Source organism: Pseudoalteromonas sp. BZK2 (genome assembly GCF_014349195.1).
Lineage (GTDB): Bacteria > Pseudomonadota > Gammaproteobacteria > Enterobacterales > Alteromonadaceae > Pseudoalteromonas > Pseudoalteromonas simplex.
Map to the genome: position 1 here is coordinate 1 of NZ_JACSOG010000045.1, position 22246 is coordinate 22246.

At 37.7% G+C, this 22246-nt stretch carries 12 protein-coding genes and 1 pseudogene; 2 read left to right on the forward strand and 11 right to left on the reverse strand.

The genetic code is table 11. The features are described 5' to 3' along the window. Positions 1-288 precede the first annotated feature (288 nt). A pseudogene (locus tag BIZ38_RS21895) lies at positions 289-1352 on the reverse strand (RNA-guided endonuclease TnpB family protein). Positions 1353-1462: 110 nt separating this feature from the next. Here BIZ38_RS21895 and BIZ38_RS21900 point away from each other — a divergent pair. Continuing rightward, positions 1463-1645 (forward strand): transposase, encoded by a 183-nt coding sequence (locus BIZ38_RS21900; protein WP_410445982.1) that lies wholly within the window; start codon positions 1463-1465, stop codon positions 1643-1645. Positions 1646-1915: 270 nt separating this feature from the next. On the opposite strand, the gene BIZ38_RS19400 is transcribed toward BIZ38_RS21900, so the two are convergent. The 10 genes from BIZ38_RS19400 to BIZ38_RS19445 all read right to left on the reverse strand — a co-directional run bounded on the left by BIZ38_RS19400 (position 1916) and on the right by BIZ38_RS19445 (position 20899). Further along, positions 1916-2959 carry a TraU family protein gene (locus BIZ38_RS19400; RefSeq protein ID WP_187491041.1) on the reverse strand — a complete coding sequence of 348 codons (1044 nt, stop codon included), beginning with the start codon at positions 2957-2959 and terminating at the stop codon, positions 1916-1918. Then, a complete protein-coding gene (locus BIZ38_RS19405; RefSeq protein WP_155950869.1) occupies positions 2959-3108 on the reverse strand; it encodes a hypothetical protein in 150 nt (49 codons plus the stop codon). The genes BIZ38_RS19400 and BIZ38_RS19405 overlap by 1 nt, the downstream gene beginning before the upstream one ends. Then, complete coding sequence (locus BIZ38_RS19410) at positions 3105-4283, reverse strand: TrbC family F-type conjugative pilus assembly protein (RefSeq protein WP_187491042.1); 1179 nt, start codon at positions 4281-4283, stop codon at positions 3105-3107. The genes BIZ38_RS19405 and BIZ38_RS19410 overlap by 4 nt, the downstream gene beginning before the upstream one ends. Continuing rightward, positions 4270-4770, reverse strand: coding sequence for a signal peptidase I (gene lepB, locus BIZ38_RS19415; RefSeq protein ID WP_187491043.1), 501 nt, complete (start codon positions 4768-4770; stop codon positions 4270-4272). The genes BIZ38_RS19410 and lepB overlap by 14 nt, the downstream gene beginning before the upstream one ends. A 265-nt stretch (positions 4771-5035) precedes the next feature. Then, a complete protein-coding gene (locus BIZ38_RS19420) occupies positions 5036-5494 on the reverse strand; it encodes a hypothetical protein (RefSeq protein WP_187491044.1) in 459 nt (152 codons plus the stop codon). A 10-nt stretch (positions 5495-5504) separates the two neighbouring features. After that, a complete protein-coding gene (locus BIZ38_RS19425; RefSeq protein ID WP_187491045.1) occupies positions 5505-9551 on the reverse strand; it encodes an RHS repeat domain-containing protein in 4047 nt (1348 codons plus the stop codon). A 198-nt stretch (positions 9552-9749) separates the two neighbouring features. Continuing rightward, positions 9750-10271 carry an RHS repeat domain-containing protein gene (locus BIZ38_RS19430; RefSeq protein ID WP_187491046.1) on the reverse strand — a complete coding sequence of 174 codons (522 nt, stop codon included), beginning with the start codon at positions 10269-10271 and terminating at the stop codon, positions 9750-9752. Between the two features lie 226 nt (positions 10272-10497). Continuing rightward, positions 10498-16089, reverse strand: a complete 5592-nt coding sequence (locus BIZ38_RS19435; RefSeq protein WP_187491047.1) for a hypothetical protein — start codon at positions 16087-16089, stop codon at positions 10498-10500. 466 nt (positions 16090-16555) lie between these two features. Then, positions 16556-18115 (reverse strand): phosphodiester glycosidase family protein, encoded by a 1560-nt coding sequence (locus BIZ38_RS19440; protein WP_187491048.1) that lies wholly within the window; start codon positions 18113-18115, stop codon positions 16556-16558. Between the two features lie 99 nt (positions 18116-18214). Beyond that, positions 18215-20899 (reverse strand): TonB-dependent receptor, encoded by a 2685-nt coding sequence (locus BIZ38_RS19445; RefSeq protein ID WP_187491049.1) that lies wholly within the window; start codon positions 20897-20899, stop codon positions 18215-18217. Between the two features lie 242 nt (positions 20900-21141). Between BIZ38_RS19445 and BIZ38_RS19450 the strand changes: the two genes are divergently transcribed. Next, positions 21142-22242 (forward strand): ROK family transcriptional regulator, encoded by a 1101-nt coding sequence (locus tag BIZ38_RS19450; protein WP_187491050.1) that lies wholly within the window; start codon positions 21142-21144, stop codon positions 22240-22242. Positions 22243-22246 lie beyond the last annotated feature (4 nt).

Sequence of the window (22246 nt, forward strand, 5' to 3'; positions counted from 1 at the left end):
GGGTAACACCCGCATCTCAGCAGAAACAATCTGTTAAAACGAAAGTCTTCGAATTATCGAAGTTGGATTTTGGATCTGAGAAAAAAGAAGCTGCCTAGCCGTTAAGCTAGACTGTAGAAGCCCAGTGATCAGAGTGAACCGATGTCGCTGGGTAGTTCACCAGGATGTGTAGATAGTTTTTCCTCTACAAACCTATGTGCTTTACCTTTCCCCATATGCTGTGACTACTCACCACCTTATCAGGCGATGCTTCTTATTTCGTTAGCCGTTGCTCGATAGTATCGAGACTTACTCAGCTTCCATAAGCAGAAACGACCGTCCAGCCGCTTTTAATTCCAGAATGCCTTTGTCACGGATATTAAGTGCGGCATTTAAGTCCCGATCTATATCCATAACGCCGCAGTTGGGACAATCCCACTTGCGAACTGACAATAGCATTTCTTCCATTTTATGACCGCAGCAATAGCAGGTTTTAGAACTGGCGTACCACTGATCAATTTTTATCACATGTTTACCTTGCTCTTTCGCCTTGTAATCTAATTTATTAACAAAGCTATTCCAGCTTGCATCGGCAATGTGCTTTGCCAGCTTGCGGTTTTTCATCATATTGGCTGATTTCAGAGTCTCTACTATTATTGCTTGGTTTTCGTCAACAAGGGTTCGACTGAGTTTATGTTGAAAATCAGCGCGAGCATTCGCTACTTTTTCGTAACACTTGGCAACCAACAAACGGGCTTTAGTCCTATTTGCGCTGTCTTTTTGCCATTTGATAGAGTAGCAAAATGAGATAAACCTAGATCGATACCTGTAACCTGACTCACAGAGTGAATTAAGTTAGGCGTTTCCATTCCATCATCGACAAGGATAGAGGCGTAGAACTTACCTGTTCTACTTAGACTTACCGTTATGCTTTTAACTGTGCCAATTATCTCACGATGAATATTCGCCTTTACAGGCTGCATCTTTGGTAGCTTAATCGCTGCATCCAACACTTTCACCCCAACGCAGTGATAGCTAGATTGCTTGCCGTGTTTACGTTTGAACTGTGGGTGTTTAGCTTTCAACTTAGGATTGAAGAAATTGTCGAAGGCTTGGTGTATGTTGAGCACGGATTGCTGCAAAGCAATTGAGTCATATTGCTTTAGCCAGTGGTATTTTCGTGATTTTTTGGCAACAGCAAGCAGTGGTTTTATATCCTTTTTTGGATTCAGTGTGACACCACGCTTACGGTACATGTGAGACTTCAAATGCAGCGCTTTGTTATACGCAAAACGCACAGCACCAAACTGAGCGATTAAAAACTCAGCTTGCTCTTGTGTTGGATAAATGCGTACTTTTGTTGCTCTTAACATCTCAGTGCTCACTTATGTAATGATGAAATATTATTGAGTTGAGGTGGGTATGTAAAGTGAGTGCATACAATAAATAATAATTAAAAGGTTACCTGAGAAAGCGCCTCAGCGTGAGTAATGTAGTTGTCCATTTAGTTTTCACGACAAAGTACAGACGCAAAATGCTTACTGGCTTGATGATTGAGCAATTAAGAGATGCGATTGAGTCCGCTTGTACAAAAAAGATATTAAAGTTCTTCGAACTTTACGCCTTATATCCCCGCCCTATCGGGCGAGGGTTTACGGCGAAATGACTAATCGTCAGTTTAATAGTTTTCTAACTGACTTATCTCGGTGTGTTGACAGCTTCAGTTCTAAGTATCTCTTAGCTTTACCTTTACCCATGTGGTCAAGGCACTCGCAAATAATTGAAACACTGGTACTTATCTCCTCTTCGTATTTTAAGCTTGTATACTTGTGATATGTTGTTTTCTTAAATCCAAATATGTGCATTGCTTGCTGTTTACTTAGCTTATATTTATTCAAAAAATTTCTAAAATCTTCGCTTTTCATTAAATTACTCACTATTCTGAAGGCGCATTGATACCAGAGCTAATTACGCAACAGTCATTAAACCGCCACAGTAAATATAAGTAGTCTTCAAGGCCTGGGATGGTTCTACCACCAGCCGCTGTAGACCATTTATGTTCAGACTCTCCCAATGGGTGACAGCACATACCATTTGGAGAGTTTCTATCAGCTTCTGCTACAGGGTGAAGCATCGAAAGCTTATACTGGGATTTGGGGATCATTGGCCAAAACTCGGGTTTACACATTGCATCCTCTCCGATTGTTTTTCTAGCCAACCCCTTTCGGTGCAAACTAGCAAGTACACGCTGTGTTAAAAGCGAAGTTACACGCGGCCCTGACTCACCATCATAAACATTTCCTGTAAATGGGTAGAGACTTCCGTCGCAGCCGGCACAACCATATGTAGATTCTTGAACATCTCCTGCTGTAATTGCGGCACAATCCGCAGTACACCACGCTTTTGCAATTGGATTTGCAAATATAAATGCTTCTGGGGATAGTAAAATTGAGAGCAAATCATTGTTCCAAGTTGGATCAATCTCGCTAAGGTACATCAAATCAAAATCTGTATATTCACCACCACATTTAGGCAAATACAAAATTTCCAACATCGCAAATAATGGGTATGAATAGTAATGGTATTGGTACGTTGCCAAATCTGCACCACCGGAACTTTTAACATCCACTCCAGTCGACAATGAAAATAGATCATCCTGAAGCCTAACTCCCCCTAATGCGGGTGCACACCATGGAACTCTCACATGCTCGACTAATCTAGAGGGCTGCCAAAACCCTAGTTGATAGCCAAACTCCGGGATTCCAAGAGCATCATTACAAGCACAAATTGATTGGTCAGGTGCAGCCCCATTTGGTTTTGGACCTACTCCCATCAATCGCACTGGCAAGAAGCACGACCAACAAACTTCATTTATTATATTGCTAAATACATTCGCATTATTGCATGCGTTACCTTCAGCTTTTGTTTGCGTTGAAAATAAAGCGACTAAGAAAATAAGGGAAATCAATGTAAAGCGCATTACAATTGACCCACTTTTGACTCTAACCAATTAAATGCGATTAGAAAGTAATGCCAAGCGGTATCCCAGATTTGCTTTGCTACAGTGGGGTACTCGTAACTTAAATAGATCCCACCTAAAACGCCTAACCCAACTAAAATTAATTTCATTTTTCACTCCAATCGAATTGACGTACCAGTAAATAGCCATTGCTTTGTGTTTCGATTTTGCTTGGTGTAGCTTCCACTTTGAATTTTTCAATAACTTGTTTAGGCAAAATGAAAACTGGTGCCCCAAACTCATTTCGAAACTTACCAAGGTCATCCCACCCTTTGTCTTTATCCATATGGGTTAGATGAATCTGAAACTGTCCTGATATCGATTTTAATTCTTCCTTAACCCAATCAACCTGTGACTTCACATAGGGATCAATTACAAAAATGGTTAAATGCATAGGGTATTGTTTTAAAGGGTTTGTTATGTCGCCAGCTCGGGCCAATATTTCTCCACGGCCATTTTTGATATCTTGAGTTACGCGAACAGTCGTATCTATTAGCCATTGCTTAGATTCTTCTGACGTTGGGAGAGGGTAAGTTTTATATTTCTTCCAGAACCTTTCTTTTGCTAAACGTTGCTTCTCAGCCCAATCAATCTTGCCTGCTGCAGCTTTCATTTGCTCTATGATGTCAGGTTCGTCAATATTGAATAATTGGCCTAATGGCTCTAACTTGAAATCGCCTTGTTTTTGGTCAAATTGATCTTTTGCATATTGCGCATTCAATGTGCCCGGAGCAATAAGATGCTTATTACCATTTCTTATGACGATAGTTGGTACACCGGTTACATTAAACTCTTTAAATCTTAGTGGGTTTATTCCTACATTTGGCTCTACTTTTGATATGGCACTTAATTTCTGAATAAGCTTCATCGTCGATGATATGTGTGTAGCTCCTTTTTCTAGCCCTCTAAATAAAATTGTTAAGTTATGCTCTTTGGCCACTTGGAAGGCATCAATAAGTGCTCTTCTGGGCATTGAGAAACTTACGAAAATAGCGCCATCTGTACCTTCTAATAAATCAATTTTATTTTCTTGTTGTGGAAGCGCTCTCTTCATTGTTTCACTGGAAATAACAACAGCCTGATCTGCAATTGACTTGGCTAAAGCTATATCTTTTTCTTGAATTGTTGGCTTATCTATATCTTTTAACCACCCATTTTCTTTGGCTTTCTCGACAGCCTTATTCGCAGCGTCTTGAAAACTAGAAACATCATATTCGTTTTTTTGATTGGCACTTACCGAAACTGAAAACGCACAAAGCAAAACAATCGACTTAAAAAATTGCATATGCTTTCCCCAAAATATCCTCTTCATTTATTGGCCCCCAAAACCTGCTGTCATAGCTATAAATAGTCTCACCAACCATAAAGAATTCATTTTCATTCAAGGTGATTTGTCGCTCATACTCTTTTGGGCTTAACTGTAAGAAATTAATGGCATGCGTCATTCCAGCAATTTTGGATTCGACTCGATTTACAAACATTTCATTTGGCGAGTATTTGATTTCATCTCCTGGAACACCGGCTGCAATTTTTATGAAGCTCAACCCTTTATCAAAATTTTTATCTTCCTTGTTAAATTTGAATGCAACTAAATCTCCCCTTTTAATATCCTTATCACGCTTGTCGACTATGAACATGCGAGCATGCAAACACTGATCTTGAAAGGTAGGAAAAGAAAATGTGAAGCGAGCAAAAAATAATTCCGCTAACCCATATAAGCCTAGTAGTGTAAGGCAGACTATGATTGTGCTTTTTAACTTTATGCTATTCATAGCTAACTGTTTTTGTGAGAACGTAAATAAATTCTACAGTGGGATTTTTGAGTAATTCTGAGATTTTCTTTCGTATTGAACTTTTTTTGGCGATTAAGAGAATATTTGTGGTACATTTACGACATACTAAAGTCTCCTCCAAAGAACTCTAGTATAAAAAAAGGTAGCCTTTGGTTGAGGCTACCTTTTTTAATTCTAAATTCAGCATTTATTTCTGAGCAAGTATTTATAGATGTTTACTTTGAATCACTGAACTTCTTATACTTCAATTGCCTTTGCAATCGGAGCCTTCCCCACATAGGCGGACCAGTACATCATCATATATGCTGGTCAAGTAGTCATCATTGTGATTTATTAAGTGTTTTTTTAAAATCTCCAACCAAAAAGCAGTTAATTTTATATTGTTTTCATCATTATAAAACTCAACTATAGACGATGAGATATATGACAAGTTCTTTTCGTCATTTAACTCAAGAGCGCAAACATATGCTTCTTTTAACAAACTTAGAGCACGCTTTTTGTCTAATATAAAATCAGCTTCAGTAGCTAATAAGCTTGGAAGTCTTCCATATTTATCTTCTAATTCAGTCAATAAACGGTTTAATTTTTCTCTAAAAACTGAATTATCAGAATCACTTAAAGTTACATTTGTATACTCTATAGCTAGATCCTCTACCTTTTCCCAATCATTAAGACTAATTCCGTCTGAAGTGCAATTTTTCATAATTTTTCCTTTAATAAATTTTAGAGTTTGCAATAGGGACTTTACATTCGCCATTGGATCTACAGCCGGTTTCAGGCACTTCAGGAGCATAAATATCTTTAATCATTTCATCGGTAACAGGAAGAATTGGAAAAATGCCTCTTCCCCCTCTTTTAATAACTTTAAGTAAACCTTTTAATGCTTTATAGTGTTCACTTTTACCATCTTTTTTGGCTTTTTTCATTGCCTCTTCAACCTTTTTAGGGTCCGAGTTTCTGTTGTGTTCTCCAACCGAGATATTTCGCTTTCCTCCCTTACTTGCAATTACGTCTTTTATTTTATTAGGAGTTGGTAGTATTTTTTCCGACCCATTTTGACTATATTCATGGCCCTCAAATTCTTCAGTAGTTTTTTCTGGTTGCCTTTCTTTATTATCATCGCATCGTTGTTCATTATCGCAAGAATATTTCCCCAGAGGGTCAGTGTTATTTATTGGATCCTGATGAGCATAAGCATACCAGTTCATGCCGTCTTCATAGCCGATGGGGTCGGTCTGCATAAAGCGGCCGAGTTTCGGATTGTAAATCCTTGCTTTGTAGTAATAAAGCTCTATTTCATCAAGCCAAACCTGACCTGTAAATTGAAAACGACCAACATTGGTTGTTTCCGGTATACCATACTCATCATAACTATTGATTGCATAAGAAGTACCAGAGCTGTTAGTAATACCTACTACGCTCCCATTGTAGTCTTCAGTATAATAACGTTTAGTGCCTGTGCCTGAGCCTTGGTACCAAACAATAGGGTCATCAACTGCTTGGCCATGTACATAACGATTAAGTACTGTTCCACTACAATTCGTTTCAGCAATTAAGTCTTGCTCATCATATAAAAAACAGGTTGAACCAACTTTATACAGACGCTTTTCAGCATCATAGCGAAGGGCTGTACCATTTGCAGTAATTAACAAGTTATCATTGTTATACACATACGATTTAGTGCCTATTTTATTTAGGTTACCGTTAGTATCATAACTAATACTAGTGCCAGACCAACTCGTTATTTGATTTAAGCCATTGGGTGTGTAACTTTCAGATGCACTATGTTTTGTATATTCATAGTTAGGATTGCCTAAAACAACCTCTTTTTCTATCACTTGATTAGCGGGGTTATATTTAAACGATGCATTGTAATCATCTGACTGAATGCTTCCACCAACATCCGTTGCAATACTGGTTAATCTTTGAAAGTCATCATAAATATAGTCACTCGCTACATTGTTAGCTCGATTGAAAGACTCTTTTTGACTTCTTTCATCATACGCATAGGTTGCGAGAATTGCTGTTCCTTTTTCCTTAATGTTCTTTAATAGTAAAGAATTTCCATAATCATACGTGATATAGAAGCTATCTGGCCAAGTTAACCTTTCGCGACGGCCATAATCATCATAAAGATAACTTACTTGACCTAAAGGTGTCCTCTCAAATTTCTTCCAACTTAATGCATTATAATCAGCAGTAAATAACTGAGATGCTATACCGGTACTCGAGTTGGTATGTGACGTAAGGTTGTCAAAGTTGTCGTATCCAAATGTTTCATTAATTGAACCATAAGTACCGTTTGAGCTGCTTGAAGCTCTTATTTTACGATTCCAACTATCGTACTGGTTTGTAACGGTTGTACCATTTCTTAATCGCTGGGTTTTTACTAATGCCCCCTCATAAGTTACATGGATATAATCAGCGGTATTAATGCTACCAGCTGTCGTTTTGGAAGGGAAAATGGTTCTTTGGAGGCGGCCATAGCCATCATACTGATATTGGGTTGTATTGTTGTTACCATCTTTAACTTGGTAAAGCTGCCCTTTTGTGTTGTAAACATTTTGCTTAGAGACTCTCTGAACAGAAGTATCATACCCTTCAATTATCTGCTCTAGCTCACCAGCTGAATTATATATATTTTTAGTTATACGATCTTCACCAAGAAGTCCGCTTCTAGCAGAGCAAGCATTAGAAGATATAATTTCATTTATTCTCAATGCTTGGCATTCTAAGCGCTGGTCTCTATCATAACTCATTTGATACACAGTATCGTAGTCTACGTCATCACCGCTCGTTATCGTTTTTTCAGCTAACCCTGAAGCATTATATGTTGTGGTTGTGGACTTAAAGGCCTGCATTGAGAGCAAATCATCAAGCGATGTGCCAGAAACAACGCCAGTAAGTTCATGAGTTATTTTTCCATCTGCATTATAAGCTTTGCGAACACCAATACGACCTTGACCGTCACTATCTGGCCCAATTTCACCAATTAATTGTTGTTTTAAATCGTAAAAGTAGTAAGTTTCATCACGATTATGAGGTCCAGATTTGAGCATAAGATTGCCGTATATGTCATACTCATAATCAGTTCTTAGAGATATAGAGTTATTACCATTTTTGATGATTTGGTAATCTGGAAGCAGATTTTCATTTATATCATAGTGAGTTACTTCAACATACTCTTCTGCATTATTAGCACATGTGCTTGCTGTACGACAGCGAGTCATTTTTGTCTGTCTGTATATATTTTGAGGTGCCGCTGTTTTAACCCCAGAAGAGTTAAACGAATAAGGTTTATATGCAGTATAGGTAAAAGTCGTTACAGGCGTGACACTCTTTGTTGTACCATTGATTTTAATGTTAACCGTTGGCTTTGTAACCGTATGAACGCCACCGTGTGCGGCATAATATGTATAGGTTGTTGTATTTCCATTTTGATCTGTAATGGTTCTAGGCTTATTACAGTACTTCCGGTTACTTGACGTACATGCCCAATATGTCGCTGATGTAATTAATGGGGTAGAGCCTTTGCTTGGGTCTGGGTATTCTTTGATAAATAAAATATTACCACGAGTATCGTATTCATATGTGGTATAAGAGTTATCTGGTCTTGTAACCCTCTCTATCTTGTCAACAGGCAAGGTCGTATACTCAAAACTTGTTGTCCTACCCTCATTATCAGTAAATGATTTTAATCTTAGCGCGCCATCAACTTCATAAGTCCCATCAGGCCCAGTTATTTGACTAAAATCAGAAAAATTATAATCAAATACTTCACCAGCAACATTGATACTTGACACACGATTTAAGCCAGTTCCCCAGGTATTCATTTGCCCGAGAGTACCTAGATGCATTATGTTTGTTGTTTTGCTGAACTTGACACCTTCAGCAGAAGTAAAAGTTTCTGTCGTTTTATCTGATAACAAAGAGCCACCAGTATATTTAGAAACTGAACTTTTCGTATCTCCTGGCTGAGTTGTTGTCGCAGTTATATTTACTAAGTTGTAACTTTTAGCAGGGTCTGCTGAAAAATGTGTTTTGGCATTAAAATTGACTACAGATTCAGGCCAATCATTGGTTAACCCCGCACAACGTTCTGATGTAGGATCGCAGTATTCGATTGCTGTATTAATGGCCATAACTGAACGTTGACTACTGACGTCAGAGAAAGGTCCGGATTTATCTGAGTAATAATACTTTATCATCCAACCTAGTGAGCTTATGACTGCACTTGGCATATCGTAAGACGGTGGCCCTTCACTCAACGAGTAGCAGCCTCCTGCAAAATACCAACTATTCTGAGAGTATGTATAGTTTAACACTTCACCATCTGACTTTATTAATTTAGTCACAAGTGCGTAGTTTGATTCATCAGCCCAATCTGAATTATCAAAACATGAAGGTGCGGAATTCCAATGATTAGAATAATTACTGTTAAAAGTGAAAATATCACCAGTTTTAGTTGTATACGAACAAGTTGTTCCACTACAGCTAAGTAAGCCACCGGTTTGCTTTGCATTGTCGAATGAGCCATCATCAATTCTAAATATCTCGGTTTGTCCTAACGCATCTACCTTATAATACTGGCCTACTTCTAATCCTAGAAGGTATCGCCTCTTATCTTCAGGTGACATGCCGTCTCTCTTTATTCGAACATTCATTTTTGTAATTGTTGCTGCAAGGTTATCACCCCCAATTTGAAACCCTTTAGCATAACTTGATAGACTACTTTTACCTGAACCTATGCTTACTTGCATGCCTGAAGTAGAGCTTGCAAAGCCAGTTACAATATCAACCCCTTTGCTATCAGTTACTTGCTAAGCCAAAGGAGGTCTTAGTGAGTTTGGACTTTCTGGGCTTTCATAGACAGTAACTGCGGATGCTGAAATAGGTAATAACAGCAAAAATGATGAAACTAGTTTACTAATCTTTAATTTCATGTGTGCTCCTTGCGCTTATTGTTTTGTTGTCGTTTTTGAAGTGCGATTATCTGCATCATCATATTCATAAATAGAAGAGGACTTTCCAATGTTCTCAACTTTTTTTAACCGGCCAAGTGCATCATATTCGTATTCAAACTTTGAGGTATTACTTTGAACTGTAAATGATGCACTCGCTCCCTCACTGCATACATAACCTCCTCGTTGACCATTTGTTAGGATACAAAGTGAAATCTGATGAGTTCCTTGCTCAACTGAAAGTGTAATAGGACGTGGGTTGTATTGAGGCGGAGCCGCCTGTTTCGGGACTGTAAACGTTTGAGAACCTATAGTAAGCTGGCACTCATACCAACTTACGTCCACTGTGTAACATCCATAAACAATTTGAATTTCAGCTTTATTCTCATTTGGCTGGCTAATTTCTCCTAGATAAGCATAACCAAAAGCTGGGCCAGTCATAAATATGGATAGGGTTGCTAGAGTTTTATATTTTATAAACTTTTTTCTAGCTTTGGTTAAAAAGGGAGGGGTTATCATTTTGTGTTCCTTTTTTAGTTAAATCCTTTTTAATTATTATAATATTAAAGCACAAAAAACAAACAAAAAATAATGAAACACAAGATAACAGTGTAATGCTTTGTTTTTACAGAGTAATTTCTTCATACTGAGGCAGTTCTATAATTGTAGATGAGCCCTTACTTTCACTCACAATAGCCCAAATAAAGTAAGTAGCTATTAGTTGAGGCTATACATTTTCACCAAATTAATGAATTGTCTGAGTGATATCTATGTATTCAAAACTATCGTCATAACATCTACCTACAACATAACTTGTACCTTTTAGCTTATCCTTGCTGAATTGGATAATATTATGAGAATGCGTTAGTAACTCACCATTTAACTGCCATGTAGTCGCAGCAATTCGACCATCCGAGTCATTACAGTTGAGATGTAATTCAAACACTTGATCTGTTTCATGCATATTAATACTACCGGTTGGTTTCTGATTTGGTATCACGCTTACTTCAAATGACTGCGAACCTGTCTGACCAAACTCAGTTTCAACATCAACGCGGATAGTATGATTACCAACTGATAAATCTCCAATACTTTCTCTATAACGCTTGCTTTCCATGACAAGCTCGCCATCCAAGTACCATTTATACAATGATACTCTATCATCTGGATGTGAAAGCCATACACGAGATCTAAGTGATACATCTAATGGATATCTCAGGTATTCATTACTGAATGTACGCACAATCTCAATTTCTAATGGTGTTGGAGGTAAAACTTCTACAATTTGGCTTACTTCTTTGCTTTGTCCCCTGCTGTTAGTAACCCTAAATGTGAGATTTTTCATTCCTTCTTGGGAAAACTGCAGAGTAAACTTGCCGTCATCTTGATTTGATACTTTAACTCCGGGTGTTTTTAGTAGCTCATATGTATACTCGACGCCAGGAGCAAAATGACGCTCTAAGCCTACCCATGCAATATGTTTAGAAGGCATATAATTTACTGTAGCTGGCATGTTTAGTTCAATTTCAGGAAACTCGTATGTCCAGCTTTTCACACGAACTCTAGTCTCGCTGATTGTCTCTTGCTTTGACCCCTCTACCCAAGCTTGGTAGGTCAGAATAAAGTTTCTTCCTTCAAGAAGATTTTCACTAAATGTCAGGTCAAATTCACTATCATTTATTACTTTCCCATCCGGTAACACCCATTGGTTTTGAGTCCTACCATTAATAGACTCAGTTCTTGTGAAAGAGCTTCCTTTAATGTGGTGTGTAGAGCCGACTTCGACTAGATCAGGGACATCTAAATCAAAATAGAATCGTGGCGCTCTTAAGAAGTAGTATCGCGCCCTAGCTTCGACAAATGCTTCATCACCCAAACTACTGTCACTTGCTATTCCGTTATATTTCATTCGGGCATTGATATCTCTTCCTGTAAAGTCATCTTTATAGAATGAGATTTCTGCTGGACCTGAGAACCAAGACTTACGATTATCAGTTGACCACTCGATAACACCATCCCCATTTTGAACGAGGTTATCTCCGTCATACAAAACGAACTTTGCAGCTTCATTAAATAGAACTTCATTAGTTTGTTGAATTAATAGTTCAGGTTTTTCATAAGCAACAACTTTTAGAGTACCGCTAGTTGACCATTCGCCTGTAAACTTATTTTCAACTTTAACTCTCAAGTATTCAATTTCTTCGTTTTCATATCGCTTACGCCAACGTAAAGTATCTTTATGTTCTGTAGACTCCCTCCAATCGGAACCGTTACTTGAAACTTCCCACACAACTCGGCCAAGTGATCCAACATCTGCTCGGTCTTCCGGTGAGTAAATTGCTGAAGCTCTCAATGGTATCCGGCCCTTAATTAAGCCATCCTTTAGCTCCCCTTCAATTTTAGTGCCTTTGTACACAATAAAGTATGCACGAGCAGACTGAATATAGTACTCATAATCAGGTATAGGTGTTTTTGCTTTTGCTACTGCAACATAAATTCCACTTTCTTCGCCAATAACTTCCATTGGCATTTTTATGAAGGCTTCTCCTTTCGCATCTATTGTGACAGTTTCTGTTAATGGTTCAGGTATATTTCTTCTGTCATACTTACCTATGTAAACTTCCCATTCACCCATTGAGCTTTTGTCATAAACCCATCCATCGATTCGATTGTAATTCCCAAGGTTGATTTTAGCCGTTACTTCATCGGTAGATAGGATCTGATCATCTTGAAAATCTAGATTAACGCCAAGTGTGCTATCAGGAACGACTAAAGCTTTAATGCTTTGGGATGCATTTATTTCTGGCATTCTATGGTACTTAACGTTGTAATCGATAGGGAATACTTCCCATAGATTGCGTTCAACTTCAAAAGGCATATCGAACCTACCAGATGTTCTAAATATTTCACCTGTTCTTGTAGAAGGGTTTTTCGGAAATGTTTGGCTAACCCCTTTGGTGTCGAATGTCATATCTAATGAACCAGGGCTCGATACAGTTCCCATTCTGACAATTTCACCACCCGAGTATTCAACTGGATAAAAACCGTTTATAAGTTCTCGCCTTGAGCTAGCTTCAACTGAAATCCCTGTTGGTTCCTGAGAAGAAATCAGTGTCTTTTCATTAGGTATGATCAGCGTTTCACCTAACTCATTAATTATTTCGATATCGCTTTCAATTTCTACAAGCGCTTTGTCTAAATAACCAACAGCCGATGGTGTTCTACCTCGCAATGATATTTCAAAGCCTTCTGGTAAATTAACCCAATTGAATATGCAACTTTTAACACCTTTGCGCGCATATTTAACCGCGAGGTCTCTTTCACTATAGAACCGGCACTCTTCGCCGCTCACTTGTTCAGAATCTAAATAAACCAATTCAATTAGTCTGAACGGTAGATAGTCGTTTTCACGATGCTTTATATCAAACGACATAGGTGCAAAGACAACATTTAGATCATAATTAAATTTATCACCTGAAGAGTTTTTAACTACAACACTAATTTCTGCATTATCTTTTGGTGATAACTGCTGAGTTAAGCCATTAATAGTGACAATACCGTCACCAACAGAATTTAAACTTAATGGCACGCCGTTTGATTGTACACTCTCAATAGTGACACCATTTACGTAGCCATTAAACCCTGCTACTAACAGTTCACTATCAAAGTAGAACTCATCATTTTCCACCATACTTTGGCTGTTTCTGAAAATAGAAATTGATGGCTGCTTACGAGATAAGAATGCAGCGTTTTTAAATTCTTTTTTATCTGATTTTGAATACAAGTACTTTGAAGTAACCGTAATATCGTAGTGTCCATCTGGTACACTCTGCACATCAGCTGTATAAATAAACTTGTTATTAATAACTTCAGGCCCGGTTAGATTTTTTACTATTACAGTTTCACCTTCAGTAATATTATCGTTTTTAAAAAGAGTAGTACCGTCAAATTCAAGCTCCTTAAGAACTTCGTGCGAACCACTAACCTTAAACTCAAGCTCAATCGATTTAGGAAGCCACCATGTACCTGATATAGCTGGAGACGGTTTATCAAATACAACTCTCGCTGTTTCGTTCTCAACATCTATAGAAGCGCCTAACAAGCCAAAGCTCAATGGCAAACCACTAGCCCTTGCATTAACTTTTACTTGCTCTACCCGAGAGTATGCATATTCCCAACTTACAATGGCCTGAGAGTTTATTTCTTTATCAGTAAAGTACTTATTAATTGAATTTATCTTAAACTGGTGAGAAACAATGCCATCCTCATAGCCAATGTAATTTTTAGTTCCAAGGTAATAAGGAGTGATATTTATTGTGCAGGATGTACTTCCAGCATTTATTAAACAACTCCCCAAATTATCGACAATTACCTGTTGTGAATAATTAACTGGCTTTGTAGTGATTGAAATGGCTTTAACCTGAGCGTTTGGATCGTGATTTACATCGCTATTATTGTCGATCCATTTATTCCCTACATAAATAGAATATTTTGTTAGTTCAGGCGCAATTGGGGCCTCGACGTTAAAAGATGTAGTTCCAGACTTGATTAGTGTTTTCTCTTTTTCCGCACCAAAATAGGCAAACACTTTATAACCAACAGGCACAACTCCGCTCATTCTCAATCGACCTTTCAGAGAGAAGTTATCTCTATCAAGCTCATCCATACCAACCCATTCAAAATAACACTTTCCTGATACATTATTGTTGGTACCAATTGCAACCGCTTCATTAGTCACAATGTCACAGAAACTTGAAAACTTAGTTTGAACTGCTTCAAAACTAGACTCTTTTACGTGAGATACTAATCGACCACCTAAATTGTTAATCTTAAACTCGATTTCATCTTGAACTTTATTTAGTGTGATTGTTCTGGAATATAAATGCCCCAGAGTATCCTTGACCGTAACTTTTATTGTATTTAAGCCATTTTTGAAACTAACAGTGTCAGGTATTGTGGCTACACCGATTTTTTCCTTGTTAAAAGCAACGTTAGAAGAATTAACTTGAATCGATATCAGGTCAACGTCATCTGTAAATGAATTGAAAGTTGAAATTACCAACTCTTGATTGTATGCAAAGTTACTGCTGTTATTTTGCTTAATACCTGATTTGAAAATATCAATTTTTGGGGCAGTTTTGTTAATTCTTAACCCATTAAAATTTTGGTTAGAAGGGATGCCACTTGAATTTGTGAAAGCCACAGAAGCACCATAATAACCATCTTCAATTTGCGTCATATCGAACGTGTAAACATATGCACCATTTACACTTTCTCTCTTAGTGCTCGTAATAGTCTTATTTGCTGTAACTAGTGAGCCATCTTTTGTATATAGAACATTCCCGCTATAGGTGATGCCACTTGAAATGGTTGGCTGACTATTTCGGCTGAATTTTACAATTAACTCAGATGGGGCCCACCAATCGCCAACAATCTCGCTTGAAGGCTTATTTAAAACGAGTTTAGCTGTGTTATTCGAAACTTGAATTGATTTGCTATTAACGTTTATTGTCTTTGTAGTCGCATAACTAGCAGGCATGGAATTAACCTCAAAAAGGTCAATTTTTGTTGGTTGGTAATTCCAAGGAACAGTTAAAGCATGTTTGGTGTTACTAACTCCCCAATAACTATTACTCGAATCAACTGACACTTGATAGCTTAAAGAGCCCACTTTATTTGAAATAGCATCACCAAGCTTTATTTCTGAAAATGAAATATCGCATGAAGTAGCGCCACTTACTACTGTACAGTTACCAAGCGATGGTATAGATACCTTCTGACTGTAATCCCTTGCGTCAACATTAACTCTAACTGCAGAAAACTTGTTTGCGGGGTTGTAATTGGTGTGGCTACCTACGCTTTTCCATGAGTTTCCAAGCTTAACTGAGTATCTTTGGACAGTGGGCTTAACTGGAGCTGCAAAATTAAAAATAAAGTTTTTTGTATCAACTAACTTTTTAGCTTTTGCTGACCCTGAATAATAATAAATTGAGTAGCCAATACTATTCGGACCTGAATTGGAAGCAACGCCTTCAACTTTAAATCCATCAATTGAATAACCGGCTGTGTTATTCCATTCAAATAAACAATATCCAGCGCTTAAGGTTCCCCCTTGTAATGCTAAATTATTATCTGTAGTGACAGTACAGTAATCGTCTATAACAGTTTGGCGTGCCTCAAGCTTGAAGTTTCTTACGTTTGAAATAAGTGTGCCTGATTTGTTCTCGATGACAAATTCTGGTTTGTAGACATTCATCGTTCCTTTGATAGTTGTGATAGCAATAGCGCTAAATGAAAACATCAAAGTAGTTAAAGCCGCTGCCTGTAAATAACTCATTATTAGACCTTGTTGGAATTACTCAGAGTTAACTTACCAACTTAGCCAATCAATAAAGCCTGAAAAAAAATTGAAATAGAAGAAAAATTCGTTTTTTGAATTTTAGGATTGATGGGTTTAAAAAAGAGTAATCAACCCAAGTAAATGGCACTATAATCTCAACCTACCGAAAGCTTTGCCATTACTGGGTCTATAGTTCAATGAAAAAAAGTGAATATTATTAAATTAACCATAGCTTTTTTATTGTTCTTCTGTCGCAAAAGAAGCTTGAACTTCACTAAGAAGACCACCAAAAAAATATAGGGTAAACCATTTAATATTGGCGGCCCTCAGAAGCTCCAGGTATAAATTACAAGTCACCAGCTAGTTAAAAACTAAGAATTTATTTATTACAGAAAAACACAAAAGGTTATTTCGAAAATAACTCTAAAATTACCATTTTTATTCTAAAGAACCTTATGCACCTTTAATCGAGAATAATGGATAACGCATCAGCGACCTCTCTCTCACCTCTATTATCAGACGGGATTCCTGTCAAACGGCCATTAACGACCATTGCTGTTGAACCACCACCATCCAAATTTATCGCATCAACCACACCTTTACTTTTCATGAAATCAGCTAGCTCTGTCAAACTCATTCCCTGACTTAAATATGGGTTTCTTCCGTAGACAGCAAATATATACATATTTCCTTTTGCATCAACACCTACAGAAGTTCTAGGGTGCTCTCCATATACCCAACTTGCATAAAAGCTACTGCGATCCAGAGTTTCATCTGATTCAAAATCTGTTGTATCTTGCCCTTCGATTGCTGATTTATGGCTAGAAATATGCCAACCTTGCTTATACCAATCCGCTAAGGGAATTTGCGAATTCAACAATAGAGTGGGACCACCTCCAATAATAAATAGACCTTCTCGTAAACTAATTTCTTTTCCATCCGCATATACCTGATAACTAACAGATACAGCCTCACCTTTTTTACTATTTATAAAGGCATCAAGCTTCCCTTTAGTGCTACCTGTTGCCAGAATTAAAGTTTCGTCATCTTTGAGCATTTTTGGATAGCCACTAACTTTTGACAGACTGCTATTAGTGTCATTTAAAATATACAACTCAGCCTCAATCTCATCTAAAAGATTGAGCGGACCAAATTCTTTTGTAAAAGCGATAATTTCATTGTTGTTTGTACAAACAACATCATGCGTAGGAAATTGAAACTCGCCATTATGCAAATTACCACAATTAAGTATTTTATTAGGCAAGCGGTTTAAACCGTTAATGGCTAGCTCCTCGTTCCCCTTTCGTAAAACTATTTTTGTATTTGTACTATGTACAATATTAGCCTTAATTTTACCTTTATTATCTATAATCAAAGCGGGTCTATTATTAACAGCTTCACTCAATAACTTCCCATTCTCAACTGCAATTCCTGAAATATCTCCAGGTAAACCTAATTTAGAATGCATCACAAAAAAGTTACCATTCACACTTACTAAAGAATTATTTGATTCACTAATTTCACTAACCGTTGCTAACCCACTAATAGACTGAGTAGCTAAGCTAGAGATTACCTTTCCACGAAAAAGGTTAGGATCAATTTTCACTACACTGATCAATTGATTTTTGTCACTTTTACATTTAGAGCATTTCAGTATTTCCTTAACCTGAATACCCATTTCTAAGAGTTGCATTGAAAGTGATTTAGCATCATAAAGGCTGTAGATTGGCGCAATAGAGAACTTTTTAAAAGGTACTTGATTACCCAAATAATCAGGAAACTCTAATTCATGGGTGACCATTGATAAATGATGTTTTGCTGAAAAATCAGCGATAATCTTTTCTACTTTTTCACTCCTTGCCATACGATACGGCTGAGTTTCAATTAAAAAACTTACTTCATCAGATGTTCGAATAACTATCTGTTCAAAATACACACCTTTAGAGAGCTCAATCATTGAGTTAGCAATCGAAGGATGTAATGGTATTAACCCTAAAACGATGCAAAAAAATAATCTAAACAAAGTTAACTCCATTTCTCAAAATTCAATCAAAAAAGTAGACTGGCGGGCAGGCCAGCCTACTTACACTGATAATAGGGAAATCAATTATTATCAGTACTTCTAGAAGCTATATCGCACACCGAACAACACACGGCGATCAAGCTCGCTAACTCCATATGGCAAGTAGCGAGAAGTTGCTTGATTTATCATTTGTTCATTAGTTAGATTCAAAATTTGCATTTGAAATTGCAGATCATCATTTACTCGATAATTCGCGGACAGATCTAGCTGACCAAAATCGTCAATAAATCTTGGAACACCAAAATCATCTGAGAACTGAGCAAGATAGCGTTCACGCCAAGCGTAAGAAAGTCGCATATCTAGCGCACCATCATCATAATAAATAGATGCGTTATAACTTAACTTTGATAAGCCAGGTAGGCCACTACTTCTCACATCGTCCTCAGTATTAAAGTCTGCTGCGCTATCAGTAACAGTTAAATTAAATAGCCCACCGAAATTTTGCCAAATACCTTCAGGTAAGAAAGTAAATGGTTTTTGGAAGGCAAATTCAGCACCTTTAACACTTGCATCAACGCCGTTAGCGGGTTGGGTAAATATGATAGGTGCAGAGACAATTACACCATCAGACTGCCTAGGGAATGAACGCACTTCTGTAAATGAAGTAGTATCTATAAGACCTTCTATGTCTTTATAGAATATATTGGCAGCTAGCAGTGCTTCTTCTTCAAAATACCATTCAATACCGAAATCAAAATTTGAAGATGTGAAAGGTTGTAGTTCAGGGTTACCCTTTGCACCTGTACCCCCCCCTTCGTCAATACCCCTAATAGTCTCAGATGGTGCAAGTGCAGGTAAATCCGGACGAGTCAACGTAACAGAATAAGCAGCTCTTAAAAGTAGATTCTCGTCAAGTTCATGTCTTAAGTTTGCGCTGGGTAAGTACTCAGTATAACTATTCGATACAGTAATTGGCGTAATACGCTCCGTAGATTGGAATTGATTTTCAACTGTGTTACCAGAGGCTGTTTGATCTGTTTTAACTAACCTTAGCCCAACATTGAGTAGGGTGCTCTCAAAATCAAAGTTAGCTTGAACATAAGCATTGAAGGTATCTTCATTTACTTGCCAACTTTCTGATGCCCCAAAACCAGGTAATGGCCTGATAAAAGCACCTGAAACAGCGTCACCTTGAGGATAAAAAACACTCCGTATTAAACGAGGGTCAGCAACTAGCTGTAAATTTGGCGCCGATGAACCATCAACTTCAAAAGGCATCGTCATCGCAACACTCGCTAAACTAGGCATATCTTCAATGCCTGTTTCAGGTAAACGTTGAAGTCGTTCCTGAGTTTGAACTCGTGTTTTTTCACGTTCTGAATATCTAAAGCCAAAATCAATGCTGGTTAATGCCCCATCATCAAAGTATCGGCTGAAATCAAGCTTACCCGTTATTTCTTCATCCTCATCAACCGATGGACGCAAGATAAATACATTGAATAAAAAGTCTTCGGGGTTTGACGTAAAATCAGTGTGAGATGACTGAAAATCTACAAAGTCACCTCTAACATCATAAGAAACAGTACCAGGATCAAATTCACCATTTTCAGCTAATCGGAATGAATAAAGGTCAAATTGACGTTTAGCATCGCGTTTTGAATAACCAATAAATGGGCGGATTTGCCAATAGTCGTTTAAGTCCCATTTTGTATCAAATGTAACTTGCGTGAACTCTTCATCAGTAGTTAAGTAGTTTGTTCCAACACGCTGCTGGACACCCGTAAAAGATGCTGAATTTACGACACCGTTTTCAGAGCTATAATTAACAGTCTGACCTGGGTTTTCTACTGGCATATCATTTCTGTTTGCTAGCCTTTCACTGTCTGATGTTGCATAGAGCACTGAAAGCAACATTTCAAGACTATCTGTAGGGCGGTATTGTGCACTAAACGTCGAACCAAGTGTGTCTCTTTGTTCATCAAAAATATAATAGCGAGTGCCGTTAGCAATGAGATCATTCGAATCACCACGACCCACCACATTCATTGGTCGCCAGACACCACTTTCCACTGTATTAGACTGAAAATGAGTGTCGGAATATGCAACACTTGCAGAAAAGCCAAGTGTGTTGTCTATATTATGGCTAAAGAACAGGGATCCTCTAGGGTCAGCCTCTTCTAACACTTCACTATAGTTTCCTTGCGCCGATACAGTGAACTTAGTGCCTTCATAACTCAAAGGTTTAGGTGTTTCTAGCGTTACAACACCTGCCATACCACCCTCAGTTTGTTTTGCAGTAGGCGTTTTCTTAACAGTCACATTAGAAAACAGTTCTGCTGCTAATAGCTCAAAGTTAAACCCTCTACCCCCTGAGCTTGTAGAAAAGCGCCCCCCACTACCGTTTGACGTACCCGACATGCCGTTTACTTCAACACGTGTAAATTGTGGTCCCAACCCTCTTAAATTAATTGCTTGCCCTTCACCATTACTGTTCCTATTTAATGTTACTCCCGGGACACGCTGTAAAGATTCTGAAATATTTAAATCAGGAAACTTACCTAAATCTTCAGCAGAGATTGAGTCTGTAACTTCTACTGATTCTTTTTTTTGACCTAATGCTCTATTGAGACTCGCTCGTACACCCTGAACCTCTATCACCTCTAATTCAGAAACACGTTCATCACTACTAGTGGATTGAGCGTGCGCATAATGCCCTACTAGCAAGCCAATTGAAGCAAGTGCAGTAGTGCATAAATTAAGATGAAACTTGTTTATTTTTTTCATTTTATCTCCTGTTGAATCATTAATTATGAGCCATCTATTAAATCACATTATGTTATTTAATCTGATTTTGGAAGAAAATTTTTAAATAATTTGCAACAAATGTGATCTAAAGACAGTTAAAAAACGTCAATTCAGGGACTTACCCATGAAGCCAATTAAACATCGAATTTATTAATTAACATTTGGTTATTTAATGTGTAGTATTACTGCCATATTTGCTGTTATGTTAAAAGGTTACGTCTATGGGTCTGATTACTTTAAATAAAAATGAAAAATTTATTCTTAGTTACTTGAGACGCAAACATAAAGCCAGTCGAGTTGAACTTGCCAAAGTTATGGGAGTGTCAAACCAATCGCTAACAAGGTTAACGAAGTCGCTATTAGAGGCGGAACTAATTGAGCAACAATCAAAAACATTAGGCTCAAGAGGTCAGCCAGCTATCAATATAACCATCAAGCCAAATAAACTTTTTTCAGTTGGAGTTGTTTTTGCGAACAGTAAACTCATAATTAGATTAGATGATTTATGTGGCGATCATATTGCTGAAGTTTCAAAAAAAATTGATTTATCACGACCTAAGGAATGTTTAGAAACAGCTGAAATTACGCTAAAGAACATACTAGACAGTATGTCTATAACCGATCAAATTATAGGTATTGGCGTCGCAATCTCTGGTTTTTTTGTCTCATCTAAAACTGTTTGCAATAAATACAACGTTGATGAGTGGACAAAATTAGACTTAGTCTCTTTTTTTGAGGTCGCATTCAAAGTCCCCTGCTACGTTGAAAATGATGGGAACGCGAACGCAGTTGGTTATTCGCTTTCAAATCGAGGCAGTGATTTGAAAAGTGCTTTTGTACTTACTTTAAGTGAAAACATTGGTGGTGGATTCATTACAGAACAACAACTATTAAAAGGACATTCAGGTAATGCCGGAGAAGTCGCGGCACTATTTAGCCCAGGTCCAGAAGAAGTTCGTCCTTGCTTAAGCTCCCTGAGTTCTTATTTAAAAAAAAGCAATATAGAAAGTTGGCAAGATTCGCTAGACCCAAGTTCTGCCGATCACCAACATTATTTAGATTGGCTTGATAGTGCCACTTGTGCACTTGAACAACCTCTTCATTTTATCCAAGTCCTTTTTGACCCAAGCGCTATCGTTATTTCAGGGGACCTTCCTTATCAAGTTAGAAAGACAATTGCTGATACGGTGAAATTTAAACCATTAAATTATAAGCATACAGAAGCTAAAAAAGCTGAGTTAATTATTGATAATGAGCCATCACCATTGAGCAAAGGTGCAAGCACTTTAGCAATTTACCACTTTTTAGGCACGATAAATTAATAAT